We start from the raw sequence: 14,611 nt of genomic DNA, 5'->3' as shown, positions 1-14,611 counted from the left end.
GTAGCTGGGTGATGTGGCCGGGAAGGCTAAAGTCGCCGGTGAAGGGCCGAAGGAACAGGAGGGAAGGCCCTTTGGCTATCGAAGTTGGACTGTCTCAGATGTTCGCGCAAGCGAAGCTCGCCGAGACGGCCAGCAGGGTGAAGCCCGGCTGGTTTCCGGCAGCGAGAAACCGACTTCGCCGAGTCAAACCTAAGCCATCCCAGGCCTCAGGTCGGGGCATCACAAGCCTGAGAACCTCAACTGTTCCAACCGCCCGGTGCGGACCCGCATGCCGGGTGGTGTGGGAGGGGTGCGGCCGATAGGCCGCCCCCTATCCCGATAATGGATGCGATGCACGGGCCGCTACCCGCCAGGGGATTCGCCGGGCAGTTCCCCGGTAATCGACCGCGGCCAGCGATCGCGGGTCGTCATGCTGACAACGGTGCCAATGCTGCCTGAGATCAAGAGCGGGAATCAGGAACGATGGCGCAAGGATCTCGACATCCTTTGGGACCCCACCGTTTGGATGATTGCCACGGGCGCATTGCTGGCCAAAAATCAAGGAGAAGGAGGGGGAAACCAGCAAAGAAGAAGGAGGGGGGAACCAGCATGCGACGACTACCTCTCGTTGACATATCCTTGCTTTTCGCAATGATAGGGTGTTGTGCAAGCGCCAACGCCCAGTCTGGCGTGACGCTGTTCGGTATCGCCGACGCCGGTATCGAATTCAACAATAATGCAGGGCGCAACGGTGACAGTCTGGTGCGGCTGGTTTCCGGGAACCAGTCTGGCTCGCGTTGGGGGCTGCGGGGCGCGGAGGATCTGGGCAGCGGCCTGAAGGCAGTCTTTCTGCTGGAAAGCGGCTTCGACATCGATACCGGCAATTCGGGCCAGGGCGGGCGTCTGTTCGGCCGCAATGCCTATGTAGGGCTCGATAGCCAATACGGTTCACTGCTGTTGGGGCGGCAGCAGACCGGCATGCGCGAATTCGGCAATATCTATGATCCCAATGCGATTGCCGACCGCTACAGCATCCTCTCGATTGCGCCGGAGTTTGGCGCGCGCGCCGACAATGCCATCAAGTATGTCGGCAAGTTCGGAAAGCTAACTGGACAGGCCTTCTACTCATTCCAGGCTAATGGCAGCGAAGTGGCTGGCAGCAACGTATTCGGACGTAATTTCGGCGCGTTCGTCAACTATAACTCCGGCTCCCTTGCGCTGGGCGTGGCCTATGACGATGCGCACGTCGGCACGCCGTCAAACCAGGCACCGGTCCTGAGGCGCGTTTCCGTGGCCGGCACCTATGCGGTTGGTGATGCCAAGGCCTATGCAGGCTACCGCCTGGCGAAGGCCTATGATGGTGCCATGCTGCCGGGCGCCCAGGCGGCTAATGCCGGCTCGAACCTCTACTGGCTGGGCCTGGCTTACAAAGTGACGCCGGCGTTCTCCCTGACTGGCGCGGCTTACTACCAAGACTTCCGGCAGACCGGATCCGACCCGTGGCAGTTCGTGCTTACCAGCGATTATTCGCTCAGCAAACGCACCGACCTTTACGCGTCAGTCTCGTACGCGCTAAACACGGATAACTCGGCACTGGGCGTCAACGGCTTCAACAGCGGCAGCGGCACGTCGGCCGTCCTCAATGTACAGCCTGGCAAGGATCAGGTTGGTGCGGTGATGGGCCTTCGTCACCGGTTCTGATGCGCTTGCCAATGGCTTAAGAATGGTAGTAAACGTGGCGTCTCGAGGTCGGGGCCGGCGAAGCAGGGCCAGCGACGGCCCGGTCAAGCGTCGCCCGGGTTTTCGACTTGCGGCGCACGGCGGAAGCTGATGGCGAGGCGGTTGAATGCATTCATCAGGCTGATCGCCATGGTCAGGTCAGCGAGTTCCTTTTCACTGAAAACGGCAGAGGCCGCGCGGAAGGCGTCGTCGGGGACATGTGTCTCCGAAACGCGGGTCACGGTCTCCGCCCACGCCAGTGCCGCCTTTTCGCGGTCACTGAAGAGCGCGCCCGCTTCGTGCCAGACCTGCACGAGCGCGAGCTTGCCGACCGACACGCCCCTCTTCACCAGGTCTCGCGTGTGCATGTCAAGGCAGTAGGCGCAGCCGTTGATCTGGCTGACACGCAGGTAGACCAGCTCCACCAGGACATCATCGAGTCCGGACTGCATGATGTAGCCATAGACACCGCCGAACGCCTTCACGCCACCCGGTGCGGCTTTTGTGTAATCCAGTCTCATTTCGCGCTCCTTTCGTAAGTGGTCAGGTCCTTTTCGCCGCTGTCCACGATAAACACGGCCAGCAGCTTGGCGGGCTTTGACTTGCTCGCGTTGCGGCTGACGGGATGGTGCGAGCCCGGCTCTTCGTGGAAGCTCTCACCCGCCTTGTAAACCCGTTCCGGTCCGTCACCGACCTTGCTGGCGATGCTGCCCGAGACGACATAGGCGTAAATGAATGCCGACTTGGCGTGGTAGTGAGGCAAGGACGAGGCGCCCGGCGCGTAATCCACTTCCAGCGCGACAAGTGACTTGCCGGGGATGTTGGGGATGGCCCGGGAGAAGTTCTCCTTGACCGTGTCACCGGTCCCATGTGCGGCTGCGGCGCTGGAGAATGCCATCACGGTGGTGGCGAGAAAGGGCAAAAGAAGGCGTTGGGCTTTCATGTCCGTTCCTTGGTAAAGCGCGTGAAGCGGGTAGTGTGTGGATGCCAGTCCGCGACTTCCAGTCCGGAATGCGTTTTCGTCACGGGAGGCACAGCCTCAGGCGAGCCGAGGCAGAGATTTGTTGGGCGGCCCCGAAGCCTTGCTGGCTTCATCCCCCGCGCCGGTTTCGCCGGCGCGGCTTGGCGTAGCTGAAACGCCACTCAGGTCTTGGCCGGCGATCATGGGGCGGCCGGTCGCCCAGGCCAGGTCGGAAGCGGATGCCCACGCGGTCACGCCGGTGGACAGGATTGCAGTGGCGCCAAGTGCGCTGATCCAGTGGATCGCTTTCATAATGAACTCCGTTCTTTAACTACGACCAATATAGTCGTAGTAACCATAGTCGATCGTCAATCGAAGTGCAAGCCAGAACGTGGACTGCGCCGAAGCAAACATCCGAAAAGCTCGGATCGTGCCGAAGCGCTTGCGATGGCTGACCCCCGTCATATCGTTGTAGGTTGAGGTGGTAACTACGACTAGACAAGTCGTAGTTATTGCCTATACTGATTCTCACGAGATACCTTGACGGAGACCAGGCATGACGGCCACGCAACTTGACGAAATCGCCTTGACAATTGATCCCCGGGACGACGACCCGCAGGAGACAGCCGAATGGCTGGAAGCCCTGGAGGGCGTCCTCGGCAACGTCGGGCCGGCACGTGCGCACTATCTCATCGAGCGGCAGATTGCCCATGCGCGGCTGCGCGGGCAATTGCAGCCGCACTCGGGCGGCACGCCTTACGTCAACACCATTGCCGTCGACCAGCAACCCCGCATGCCAGGCGACCGCGAGATCGAGCGCCGCATTCGCGCCTATACCCGGTGGAATGCCATGGCGATGGTGGTGCGGGCCGGCAAGACTTCGAATGTCGGCGGGCATATCGCCTCGTTTGCCTCCGCGGCCACGCTCTATGACGTGGGCTTCAACCACTTCTGGCGCGCGCCCACAGCGAATCACGGCGGCGACCTTGTCTTCGTGCAAGGCCACGTGGCGCCGGGCATCTACGCGCGCGCGTTCCTGCTCGGTCGGCTGGATGCCAGGCAACTCGACAACTACCGGCGCGAAGTCGGCGGGGAAGGGCTGTCCTCCTACCCCCACCCGTGGCTGATGCCCGATTTCTGGCAGTTTCCCACCGTTTCGATGGGGCTTGGCCCGTTGATGGCGATCTACCAGACCCGTTTCATGAAGTACCTGCAGGCGCGCGGCATCGCGAAGACCGACGACCGGAAGGTATGGGTATTCCTTGGCGACGGCGAAATGGACGAGCCCGAGTCCCTCGGTGCGATCGGCATGGCGGCCAGGGAGCGCCTGGGCAACCTTGTGTTCGTCGTCAACGCCAACCTTCAGCGCCTGGACGGACCGGTGCGAGGCAACGGCAAGATCGTGCAGGAACTGGAAAGCATCTTCCTGGGAGCCGGCTGGCGGGTAATCAAGGTGCTATGGGGTGGCCGCTGGGATGACCTGTTCGCACGCGACAAGAGCGGGGCGCTGGCACGGCGGATGATGGAGGTCGTCGACGGCGAATACCAGACCTACCGTTCGAAGTCAGGGGCATACCTGCGCGAGCATTTCTTCAATACGCCTGAGCTGAAGGCGCTGGTGGCCGACTACACCGACGATGACCTCTGGAGCCTGGACCGCGGCGGCCACGATCCGGCGAAGGTCTTTGCCGCATTCGCCGAGGCCGCGCGCGGCAGCGACGTGCCGACCGTGATCCTGGCCAAGACCATCAAGGGCTATGGCATGGGCGACCAGGGCCAGGCCTCCAACGTCAACCACCAGCAGAAGAAGGTGCAGCGGGAAGCCCTGCTGGCCTTGCGCGACAAGTATGCGTTGCCCGTTGCGGATGCGGATATCGAAGACGTCCCGTATATCAGCTTGCCCGAGGGATCGAAGGAGCTCACCTACATGCGCGAACGCCGCGAGGCGCTGGGCGGCTACCTGCCCGCGCGGCGCCAGAAGGCCGCATCGCTGCCAGCGCCCGCCTTGTCTGCATTCGACGCGCTGCTCAGGGCGACGCCCGAAGGGCGGGGCATGTCGACCACGATGGCCTTCGTCCGCATCCTGGGCACGCTGCTGCGAGACAAGGAACTGGGCCGCCGCATCGTGCCGATCGTACCGGACGAGTCCCGCACGTTTGGCATGGAAGGACTATTCCGGCAGATCGGGATCTGGAACCAGGACGGCCAGCGCTACACCCCGCAGGATGCCGAGACGCTGACATCCTACAAGGAATCGACGACCGGCCAGTTCCTGCAGGAGGGTATCAATGAAGCGGGGGGCATGGCCGACTGGATCGCTGCCGCAACGTCGTACTCCACGCATGGCGAGCCCATGGTGCCGTTCTATATTTTCTACTCCATGTTCGGCTTCCAGCGCGTGGGCGATCTCGCCTGGGCAGCGGCCGATATGCGGGCGCGCGGCTTCCTGCTGGGCGGGATCTCCGGACGGACCACCATCAACGGCGAAGGCTTGCAGCACGAGGATGGCCATTCGCTGCTGTGGGCATCGTCGGTGCCGAATTGCATCAGCTATGACCCCTCGTTTGCATACGAGCTGGCCGTGATCGTGCAGGACGGCCTGCGCCGCATGGTGCAGGAGCAGGAAGACGTCTACTACTACATCACCGTCATGAACGAGACCTATGCGCAGCCGGCCATGCCGGCCGGCCCGACCGTCGCGCAGGATATCCTCAAGGGCATGTACGCCTTCAGCAAGGCGGAATCCTCCGAATCCGTCCCGAGCGTGCAACTGATGGGCGCCGGCACCATCTTCAATGAGGTCATCGCCGCAGCCGCATTGCTGCAGCAGGACTGGGGCGTCGCGGCGGATGTGTGGGGCGTGCCGGGCCTGACGGAACTGGCACGCGACGGCCGTGCGGCCGAACGGCACAACCTGCTGCATCCCGAGGCACCGCCGCGCGTTCCGCACGTGACCCGGCTCCTGCAGGATGCGCCTGGGCCGGTCATTGTCGCGACCGACTATATCCGTGCGCTCGCGGACCAGATCCGCGCCTATGTGCCGCAGAAATTCGTCGTGCTGGGCACTGACGGCTTCGGCCGCTCCGATACCCGCGCGGCGCTGCGCCACTTCTTCGAAGTGGATCGCTACTGGATCGCGATCGCGGCATTGAAGGCCCTGGCGGATGAGGGGACCATCCCCGGGACTCGCGTCTCGGAAGCGATTCGCAAGTACGGGATCGATCCGGAGAAGCCGAACCCGCTGCATGCCTGAACGTGCGTTATCCGAGCGTCGGAGATCCGGTGTTTGGTGCAGGGATGCGCTGGGAGCGCGCCGAGTGTTGAGAACAGTGAACCCAAGTTGATGCTTGCGCGTTGGGCGAGTTGTCGCCCCGGAGGCCGACTCGTGCCAGCCTACGCGCCAGTTCTCTGTTCCGCTACAGCTGTGATGCTGCAATCACAAGCGTACCAGTCGGCGACCCAAGAGCAGGACCCCTTGAAATCCTGGCGGCCCACCACTAGTTAACGGCCAGGCGCTCTCGCGAACGTGGGCGCTGTATCTTGATGTTGGTACGACAGCGCAAGCGCCGTGCGGCCAGTCATGCGCTGGCGCCTACCCGATGTATCGAAGGAGGATAGAACCATGAGCGATGTCTTTTTCGGGACCGATCTGTTCAGTGAATTCGACCGGATGCAACGGCAGATGGCGAACCTGTTCGGCGACTTTCCTTCCAGCCTGCGCTCGGGGCGCCTAGGGGCATTCCCCCCGATTAATATCGGCACCACCGAAGACTCGATCGAGATCGTCGTGTTCGCCCCTGGCGTGCCGGCGAACCAGCTCGAGGTCACGGTCGACAAGGGCTTGCTGACCATCAGCGGCGAACGCAAGCCGGTGCGCCCGGAGGGCGACGCGGAGGCGCGGGCCTATGCCCAGGAGCGCTTCAGCGGAAGCTTCCGCCGCGTAATCGAGCTGCCGCAGTCCGCCGACCCCGACAAGGTCCAGGCCCGCTACGCCAACGGTTGCTTGTCGATCAGCGTGGGCAAGCGCGAAGCGTCGCGCCCGCGTGCCATTACCGTGAGCTGAGATCAGGAGGAAGCCATGAACGCATCGAACCCGGTCGTCCAGCGCGACCAGAACCAGCAAGGTAATCAGGGCGCCGTCGTCAAGCGCCGCGAAGACACGCAAGCGATGACGCTGGTGCCTGCGGTTGATATCTTCGAGACCGCTGCCGGCGTGACCCTATGGGCTGACCTGCCAGGCGTGCCGCGTGAAAACCTGGAAGTCAATGTCCATGACTCCAGCCTGCGCATCGAAGGCGAGGCTGTAGTGCCTACCCCTACGGGCTTGCGCGTGCAGCATGCCGAGGTGCGGCAGCCGAGATTCGCGCGCAGCTTCACGCTCAGTCCTGACCTCGATGCGTCGCGCATCGAAGCCAACCTGCAGGACGGCGTGCTGAAGGTGACTATCCCGCGACGGGAAGAGGCCAAGCCGCGTCGAATCGACGTCTCGGTCGGCTAAGTGGCAGAACGGCGGCGCGCGGCGCCACCGTTCCTGTTCGCGACCCTTCCGCATCAATGCAGGGAAGCGTGTGTGCGCTGGACACCCGGCCATGTTCTTGCCGCCGGCGCACATCGCTTACTGGCGCCACCCCGGCCGGACAGCGCTTCGTAGCATTTCCGCATCGGGAAACGAAGCTCGAATGTGAGCCTCGGCTGCGCGGATACTGTCAAATCCGGTTGTGCCGCCTTTGGATCCGTGTGAAGCACGGGAGACACATACCAACGATTAGCCACGGGGCCGAAAACTACAGGTGCTGCGCGGCCTGCTGGAAGGGCGGATCGGCTGGAGACAGGCGTTGGACAACGGACTAGTTGTCGTGCCGGGCGATCCATGCGAACCGCATGCGGAGTGGAAACAATGCTGGCGGTGACTTCTAGGATCATCTACGTCAGCGTGAGCCTGCGGGATTCTGTGCGATGTAGCCAGACGGATGCCGGATTAAGGCGGATCAAGCAACTCTGCCGCGACACCGACTAATCTTTGGTCAGCGGGCTGTCGAGAGGTCGGGCCATGTTGCCATTCAGTCGAGATGAATTCGCACGGGTTTTCGTGGACTACAATCTTGGCGTCTGGCCGGCACAGGTTGTGGCCTATCTTCTAGGGGGTGTTGCCATCGCCGCACTTGTCCGGCATAGAAGGGGCACCGACCGCACCATCAGCACGATTCTGGCCGCCATGTGGATATGGACGGGAATCGGCTACCACTGGCTCTATTTCTCGGCGATCAATAAGGCGGCGATCGTGTTCGGCGCCGCATTCGTGCTTCAGGGGATCCTGCTCGGGTATGCGGGGCTGCGCGGGCGTCTCACGTTCGGCAGTTCTTCGCGGCCGACGGCCTGGCTCGGCTGGGCGCTCCTCGTCTACGTCGTTATCCTCTATCCGCTCATAGGCGCCTTGGCCGGCCATGCCTATCCCGCGATGCCTATGTTTGGTATCACGCCCTGTCCCGTCACCCTTTTCACGTTTGGAATGCTCCTGCTCACTGTCGTTTCGGTACCGCGCTGGCTTCTCATCGTGCCCTTCTTGTGGTCACTGATCGGGGGCAGTGCCGCCTTCCTGCTCGGCATCCCACAAGACTGGCCGCTTGTGCTCAGTGGTGCCGTCACAGTGGCATTGGTTGTCCTTCGCGATCGTAGGATGCGGGATGGATTGCATCCGGCAGGCCTATCTGATGGTCATCACTGGCACATCCTGGACGAATGACTACTGTCGCACGTGACAGCGAGCTTCGGCTGGCCGATCTGGGACTCGAAGCGGGGCGCCCGGTCGAGTCGACAGTCAGAATACCGTTTGCCTGCGCCGTGCAACCCCCCGAACGCTGCCGGCGCACCGGCATTCGCAGTGTCCCCCTCCAGTGTCCCCCTCTCTAGCGTGGACACGGTCTCAGGCTCGTGCAAGCAGGTGGTCCTGGAAGCGTTCGCGCAACTGGTGCTTGAGCATCTTGCCCGTGGCGCCCAATGGAATCGCGTCGACGAAAACCACATCGTCGGGCGTCCACCATTTGGCGATCTTGCCCTCGTAGAAGGCGAGCAGCTCGTCACGCGCGAGCTCGGCGCCGGGCTTCCTGACCACGATGAGCAGCGGCCGCTCGTCCCATTTCGGATGGCGCGCCGCGACGCAGGCGGCCATGGCAACGCATTTGACCCAGCATGGGACTCTCCTAAACATTGAAGTAGTGACCGGCAGCGGTATAGCCGGCGGTGTGGTGACGGGTCAGATCACGTAGCCGCCGTTGGGGCTGATGACCTGGCCTACGAGGTAGTGCTCGTCGGAGGCGAGATAGACCGCCAGCGAGGCGTACTCGGAGGGCTGGCCCAGGCGTCCCAGCGGAACCATCTGGAAAAGGTTCCTTTTTTCCGCCTCGCTGGCATTAGCGAGGTAGGCCTCGAACGGCGGTGTCATGACGCCGCCGCAGGCAATGGCGTTGACGAAGATGTTGGCACCCGCGGCATCGAAGGCGGTGGTCTGCGTGAGGCTGATGACCCCGGCCTTGGTCGCCGCATAGCCCGGGCTGTGCATGCTGGCTGCGCCCCAACCCGCGACGGAGGCGATGTTGATGATCTTGCCGCTGCGGCGCGGCTCCATCAGGCGCAGGGCAGCGCGGGTGCAGTAGAACACACCGTGCATATTCACGCCCCACCACTTGAGCCAGTCCTGGTCCGTCAAGGACGAGACAATGCCCAGAGACTGCCTCGGCATCGGCGTGGTGACGTAGGCGTAGTGCCGGCTGCGGCGCTCGGTCTCCTGCGCGGACGATGGCACGATCGCGGCGTTGTTGACCAGGATGTCAACAGTACCGAAGCGCTCGGCCGCCTGTTCAAACATGGCATCGACCGCCGCGCTGTCCGAGACATCGCAGCGCACGGCCAGGCACTGCGCGCCTTCGGCTTCCAGCGTGCTGCGAGTGTGCTCCAGCGCCTGCGTGTCGATATCGCACAGGACCAACTGCGCGCCCTCGCGAGCCATGGCCTGCGCGATGACGCCGCCCAGCCCCCGGCCGGCGCCCGTGACAAGGACGACTTTTTCTTTCAGCTTCAGCATGCGCTCAGTCCGGCTTGTAGTTCACCGCGCGCAGCAGCGCGCCAACCGACTCGAAGTCTTCCGCCAGGCGCTTGGACAACTGCTCGGGCGTGCGCGGGTTTTTGGTGTCCACACTCAATCCCAGGGACGACAGCCGGGCGCGAACCACCGGATCCGCCAGCGCCTTCAGCGCCTCGTCACGGATGCGCGCCTGGATTGCCGCGGGGGCGCTGGGCACGGTCCAAAGCCCCATCCAGGAGGTACGCGTCAGATCCTTGAAGCCCAGTTCCGCGAAAGTCGGAACGTCCGGAAGCGCGTCGGAGCGCTGCGGCGAGGTGATCGCAAAGGGCCTGAGCTTGCCGGCCTTGATCAACGGAATGGATGTGGCCTGCCCGTCGAACATGAACTGGACTGATCCGCCCATGATGTCCTGAAGGGCCGGCGTAGAGCCCTTGTAGCCGATGTGATTCATGTCCAGGCCGGCCAGCTTGTTCAGCTGGAGCCCGAACACATGCGAAAGCGTGCCCGGCGAATACGATGCGAAGTTGGTTTTTCCTGGATGCGCCTTCACATAGGCGATCATTTCCTCGAGCGTTCGGGGCGGCAGCCGGGCATCGCCGACGAGGACCAGGCCACCACCGCCCAGTTCCGCCAGCGGCTTGATCGCTTTGAAGAGGTCGTACTTCGGCTTGATGCTGTGCGGAATCTCCGTTACCAGGCTGTTCACGGCTACCAGGTAGGTGTGGCCGTCGTTCGGCGCCGTCATCAGGCTGTCGAGTGCAAAGGCGCCGCCCCCGCCCGGCTTGTTTTCAACGATGACGGGCTGGCGCAGGCTTTTGGCCATGGCATCGCCGAGGAGGCGGGCGACGAGATCTGCCGTCGCGCCAGGCGTTCCGAGGGCAATGATGCGGATGGGCCGATCCGAGAGCGGCTGCGCTCGACCCGGTGCGGCAGTCATCGCCAGGCCGGTGGCCAGCATCGCCGCGAGCACCCGGCGGCGGGTGGGGGAGTGAAGGAAGGAAGCCATGCTTGTCTCGCTATGCTATGTAGTGATGCGGGAAGCTCGACCCCGACGCAGGGCTGCCGGGATCGGCAGGCCTGCGTCAGAAATCAGGCCGCCATCCGGGAAGGCACGCCGCGCTGCGCCGGCTTGCGGTTGGGCACCATGCCCAGCTGCTGCAGCGTCTTGTCGGCGTTGCCCCACTGGGTGCCAATCTGGTAGATGCGTCGGGCATCGTCCCCGCTGGCCACTTCGCGGTTGAGTTCACGGGCTATGCGGACCATCTTCTCGATCTGCTGCACCGAGGTGGCGCGCTGGCCGTCGGGGCCGAACAGTGTGTCCTCGATACCCACGCGCACGTGCAGACCCAGGGCGATCGCCATGGTGGTCATGGGCACGACGTTGCGATTGAGCGTTTCGATGGTCAGGACCGCACCGTCGGGCGTGCGGCGCACGAATTCGAGCATGTCGGCCGGATGCAGTCCCGACGCGCCGCCGCCGATCGCCACATAGTTGAGGATCAGCGGCCCGCTGTAGTAGCCGCGCCGGATCAGGCGCTCGACGCTCTCGAGACCGGTAAGGCTGGCCAGCATGAAGTGCGGCTGGATACCGGCGGCGACCAGGCGCCGGATGTGCTCCGTGTGCCAGGAGGGATTCGAGGGGACCACCATGTCCCGATAGGCCGCTTGAACAGCCGGGTTGGCCAGTGACGTCCCTTCGATGTCGGCAGGCGTCATCAACTCCATCACGTTCATTTGGCCGGTGTTGATCGCTACCGTGACCTGATCCGGGCGCGGATCAAGATCGGCCAGCATGTGTCGCGTGTCGTCGCTCAGCCACTTCGCGGCCTGCCCCTCGTTCTCCGGCGCGAAGGAGATGGAGCCGCCGACCTGCAGGATCATCTTGGGCACCGCATCGCGCAAGCGCGCCAGCAGCTCATTGAACATGGACAGCCGCTTGCTGCCCTTGCCATCCGCCTCGCGCACGTGCACGTGCAGCACCGTGGCACCGGCGTTGTAGCAATCGACAGCCTTCTGGACCTGTTCGTCCATGGTGACCGGAATGTCATCGGAATCGCCAGGCATCCATTGCGGCCCGTAGGGGGCAACCTGGATCACCAGCTTTTCCTGGTTCTCGGGCAAGAGGGAATCGTCTAGGAAATGCATGTCTGTCCGTCCTTTTTCTCAGTAAGTGCGCGAGTGGTGTTCAGGCGGCGGCGCGCTCGCCCTTAGCGTGTTCCCGCTGCAACGCGGCAAGCTCTTCCAGCAAGATTGGTGCGCCGAGGCTGCTCGTGTGGATGCCAAGTACGCTGACGGCCTGCAGCACCGCGGCAATCTCTTCCTTGGTAGCGCCGAGTTCGAGGGCCTTGCGGATGTGACGGCGCGTGCCAGGCGCGTACATATGGGTACAGGACGCATCCACTGCGATGGCGAGAAACTCGAGCACCTTAGGTTCGAGCACACCCGACATCACGGGGTGCATACCCATCACCATGAATTTCTCGGCCCACACCGGGTCGAGTTCGGCAAAGGCATCCCAGGCAGGATTCCAGTTTCCGGTTGCCCGCAACTGATCGCAGAGGGGGGTGGGGCTGAGCGGGAGCTCGCTGTTCGTTTCACTGCTCAAGATTGTCTCCTTCTGATCTGTGCGTTCCCCAAGCACCGCGCGAGGCATACGCGACAAGCGCAGTATCGGCCATTGGCCAACGATCATTTGATCATTTGGGAGTTTTGTTTAACATTTTGGGAATCTTAGGGAAAACGCCATGTCCTATTTCGTACGCAGCGCGAGCCTCAGCAACTACGTCGAAGTAGCGCGCTCGTTAGGCCTGGAGCCTTACGAGCAGTTGAGTGCGGCCAGCATCAGCGCCTACGCGCTGTTGGACCCGGATACCAGGATTCCGGTCGAGGCCGTGGGTCGTTTGCTGGAAACGTCAGCGCAAGCCGCCGGCGTCCAGGACTTTGGCTTGCGCATGGCCGAGACGCGCCAGCTCGCGAACCTGGGAGCCTTGGCCTTCGCGATGAGCGAAGAGCCAACCCTGCGTGGAGCGCTCGACTCGATGGCCCGCTATATGCGCTTGCACAACGAAGGACTGGCCACCCGAATCGAAGAAGCGGAGGGCCTCGTCATCATCCGGGAAGAAATGCTGGGCTTGCGTGTGCCAGGCTCTGCAAGGCAATCCGCGGAGTTGGTGGTCGGCGTCCTTTATCGCACGTTGCTTCTCTTTCTGGGCACCTCATGGAGACCGCGCAGCATCTGCTTTACGCACGCGGCGCCCACCAGCACGGCCACGCATATGCGTGTCTTTGGCATGCCCGTTCTGTTCAACCAGGATTTTGATGGCATCGTCTGCCGCGCTGCCGACCTGCAGGCACCCTTGCCGACCTACGACCCCATCATGGCGCAACAGGTCAGGCAGTACCTCGATGCCATGCTTGCCCAGAGCAACACGAACATGGTTGACAAGGTCCGGCAACTGGTCTTCGCTATCCTGCCCTCGGGCGACTGCTCCGTTGAGCGCATCGCGCAACAGCTAGGCGTAGACCGCCGCACCATTCACCAGCATTTGAGCGCCCATGGCGAAAACTATTCGACCGTACTCAATGCGGTGCGGGTCGAACTGGTGACGCGCTATGCGGAGAACCGCGAGCGACCACTCTCGGAAGTCGCGACGCTGCTGGGCTTCTCTTCGCTGAGTGCCTTTTCGCGGTGGTTCGGCAACTATTTCGGCTGCAGCGTCACGAAATGGCGCGCCTCCCGGGATGCCGCCCCGGTGCCCGGCATGCAGGCCAAGACCTGATGCTGGGGCGAGATCCAGGCCTGCGGCTGGCAGAGACACGTCAGTTCCCGGTCCTTGGACCGCTGGCGCTGCTTGTGCGCGAGCAGGCGATCTTGCGGCAAGCCATGGAGGTGTTGATGCGCTATATGCAGCTGCACAATGAGTCTCTGCATCTCTGGCTGCAGGAGGATGGGCTGACGGTTCAGATCCAGCTCGAATCTTTGGGGCGCGCCTCGTCCCCGGTGCGGCAGGCGATGGAACTGTCCATGGCCATGCTATTCCGCCTGCTGAAGCAGGCGCTGCCCGAGAATTGGCGGGCTCGAAGTATCTGCTTCATGCATTGCGCACGCCATCCGACACGCGAGCCGCCGCGAGCTCGCAATAGGCGCGCCTCGCCTTGCATGATTGGCCTATAGGGTTGCTCCTGACTGGCCTACTGGAACACCAGCGTGCCCAGCGATTGCCCATTGATATGGAACACCGTGGATTTGGACGAAACAAAGCTGATGTTGCCGCTGGTGTCGATGCGAAATGTGGTCTCATCCTCGGCGATGCGGGCATTGCTGTTGTCGAATACCTTGTCGAGCAAGGTCAACAGCAGGCTGTTTCCGGTATCGGTGGCAACGCTATAGGACTCGGTAAGTGTACCCACCTTCGTTGCCCGTGTGCTGTCCGAGTAAATTGTGGCGCTTGTCAGAGGTCCCGAGTCGCCAGCCTTCACTGTCGGCGGAATCGTATGGTCGGCGAACACCACGAAGGCATCGCCCTCGTCGATCACCATCACAGCATAGGTAACTGTATTGCGGAAGATGGTCCTGGTGTTCGAGAACGGCGCCGAATTTCCATTTGCGACAACCGTGCCGCTGACGGTTTCAGTGGTCCTCAATACCGAAGTGTTATTCAGAGAGGTCGCAACGAAAGGGGTGGCGGTTAGTGTTCCGGAGCCTGATACCGGCACATTCTCTAGTCGGACCTGAAAAATTCAGTCTGAGAGCTCAGCGTGACTGAAAGGCGGAGGATTCTGGGCCCTCATCAAACGACTGCGGCATGTGGGCTGAGTCGATTGGCGGCATCGGTGGCGAACCGGGCCATCCCTGTGAGCAAAGCTAAGAC

The 14,611-nt window shown here is 62.7% G+C and carries 15 protein-coding genes and 1 pseudogene; 7 read left to right on the top strand and 9 right to left on the bottom strand.

Features of this window, described 5'->3' with window-relative positions; all coding sequences use genetic code 11:
• Positions 1 to 630: 630 nt before the first annotated feature.
• Positions 631 to 1,680: a porin gene (locus tag K309_RS0131145; protein WP_035878651.1), complete on the top strand. Its 1,050-nt coding sequence runs from the start codon at positions 631 to 633 to the stop codon at positions 1,678 to 1,680.
• Positions 1,681 to 1,763: 83 nt separating this feature from the next.
• Here the strand turns inward: K309_RS0131145 and K309_RS0131140 are convergent, their stop codons facing one another.
• The 3 genes from K309_RS0131140 to K309_RS0131130 all read right to left on the bottom strand — a co-directional run bounded on the left by K309_RS0131140 (position 1,764) and on the right by K309_RS0131130 (position 2,971).
• Complete coding sequence (locus tag K309_RS0131140; RefSeq protein ID WP_029049964.1) at positions 1,764 to 2,219, bottom strand: carboxymuconolactone decarboxylase family protein; 456 nt, start codon at positions 2,217 to 2,219, stop codon at positions 1,764 to 1,766.
• Complete coding sequence (locus tag K309_RS0131135) at positions 2,216 to 2,641, bottom strand: cupin domain-containing protein (protein WP_029049963.1); 426 nt, start codon at positions 2,639 to 2,641, stop codon at positions 2,216 to 2,218. Before K309_RS0131135 ends, K309_RS0131140 begins: the two co-directional genes overlap by 4 nt.
• Before the next feature lie 96 nt (positions 2,642 to 2,737).
• Entirely contained in the window at positions 2,738 to 2,971 is a 234-nt protein-coding gene (locus tag K309_RS0131130; protein WP_029049962.1) for a hypothetical protein, read from the bottom strand.
• A gap of 244 nt (positions 2,972 to 3,215) precedes the next feature.
• On the opposite strand from K309_RS0131130, the gene aceE reads away from it, so the two are divergent.
• From aceE to K309_RS38060, 4 genes are all read left to right on the top strand, one after another.
• Positions 3,216 to 5,912 carry a pyruvate dehydrogenase (acetyl-transferring), homodimeric type gene (gene aceE, locus K309_RS0131125; RefSeq protein WP_029049961.1) on the top strand — a complete coding sequence of 899 codons (2,697 nt, stop codon included), beginning with the start codon at positions 3,216 to 3,218 and terminating at the stop codon, positions 5,910 to 5,912.
• A gap of 369 nt (positions 5,913 to 6,281) precedes the next feature.
• A complete protein-coding gene (locus K309_RS0131120) occupies positions 6,282 to 6,722 on the top strand; it encodes an Hsp20/alpha crystallin family protein (protein ID WP_029049960.1) in 441 nt (146 codons plus the stop codon).
• A 15-nt stretch (positions 6,723 to 6,737) separates the two neighbouring features.
• Positions 6,738 to 7,157, top strand: a complete 420-nt coding sequence (locus K309_RS0131115; protein WP_029049959.1) for an Hsp20/alpha crystallin family protein — start codon at positions 6,738 to 6,740, stop codon at positions 7,155 to 7,157.
• Between the two features lie 552 nt (positions 7,158 to 7,709).
• Positions 7,710 to 8,402: a DUF6064 family protein gene (locus K309_RS38060; protein ID WP_051320710.1), complete on the top strand. Its 693-nt coding sequence runs from the start codon at positions 7,710 to 7,712 to the stop codon at positions 8,400 to 8,402.
• Between the two features lie 180 nt (positions 8,403 to 8,582).
• On the opposite strand, the pseudogene K309_RS0131100 reads toward K309_RS38060, so the two are convergent.
• The 5 genes and pseudogenes from K309_RS0131100 to K309_RS0131080 form a co-directional block, all read right to left on the bottom strand.
• Positions 8,583 to 8,834, bottom strand: a pseudogene (locus K309_RS0131100) (AMP-binding enzyme); the annotation flags it as partial.
• A 78-nt stretch (positions 8,835 to 8,912) separates the two neighbouring features.
• The gene (locus K309_RS0131095) at positions 8,913 to 9,740 is read right to left on the bottom strand and encodes an SDR family NAD(P)-dependent oxidoreductase (RefSeq protein WP_198030890.1); all 828 of its coding nucleotides are present in this window, start codon (positions 9,738 to 9,740) and stop codon (positions 8,913 to 8,915) included.
• Between the two features lie 4 nt (positions 9,741 to 9,744).
• Positions 9,745 to 10,746: a Bug family tripartite tricarboxylate transporter substrate binding protein gene (locus tag K309_RS0131090; protein WP_029049956.1), complete on the bottom strand. Its 1,002-nt coding sequence runs from the start codon at positions 10,744 to 10,746 to the stop codon at positions 9,745 to 9,747.
• A gap of 83 nt (positions 10,747 to 10,829) precedes the next feature.
• Positions 10,830 to 11,885, bottom strand: a complete 1,056-nt coding sequence (locus K309_RS0131085; RefSeq protein WP_029049955.1) for a beta-keto acid cleavage family enzyme — start codon at positions 11,883 to 11,885, stop codon at positions 10,830 to 10,832.
• 40 nt (positions 11,886 to 11,925) lie between these two features.
• Complete coding sequence (locus K309_RS0131080; RefSeq protein WP_029049954.1) at positions 11,926 to 12,345, bottom strand: carboxymuconolactone decarboxylase family protein; 420 nt, start codon at positions 12,343 to 12,345, stop codon at positions 11,926 to 11,928.
• 139 nt (positions 12,346 to 12,484) lie between these two features.
• Here K309_RS0131080 and K309_RS0131075 point away from each other — a divergent pair, with 139 nt between their 5' ends.
• Complete coding sequence (locus K309_RS0131075; protein ID WP_029049953.1) at positions 12,485 to 13,519, top strand: AraC family transcriptional regulator; 1,035 nt, start codon at positions 12,485 to 12,487, stop codon at positions 13,517 to 13,519.
• Positions 13,519 to 13,914: an AraC family transcriptional regulator ligand-binding domain-containing protein gene (locus tag K309_RS0131070; RefSeq protein WP_029049952.1), complete on the top strand. Its 396-nt coding sequence runs from the start codon at positions 13,519 to 13,521 to the stop codon at positions 13,912 to 13,914. Before K309_RS0131075 ends, K309_RS0131070 begins: the two co-directional genes overlap by 1 nt.
• Before the next feature lie 17 nt (positions 13,915 to 13,931).
• Here the strand turns inward: K309_RS0131070 and K309_RS0131065 are convergent, their stop codons facing one another.
• Complete coding sequence (locus K309_RS0131065) at positions 13,932 to 14,384, bottom strand: hypothetical protein (protein ID WP_156914507.1); 453 nt, start codon at positions 14,382 to 14,384, stop codon at positions 13,932 to 13,934.
• Positions 14,385 to 14,611 lie beyond the last annotated feature (227 nt).

This window comes from Cupriavidus phytohabitans, from assembly GCF_000426345.1.
Classification (GTDB): Bacteria; Pseudomonadota; Gammaproteobacteria; order Burkholderiales; family Burkholderiaceae; genus Cupriavidus.
This window is presented reverse-complemented; position numbering and strand designations above follow the sequence as displayed.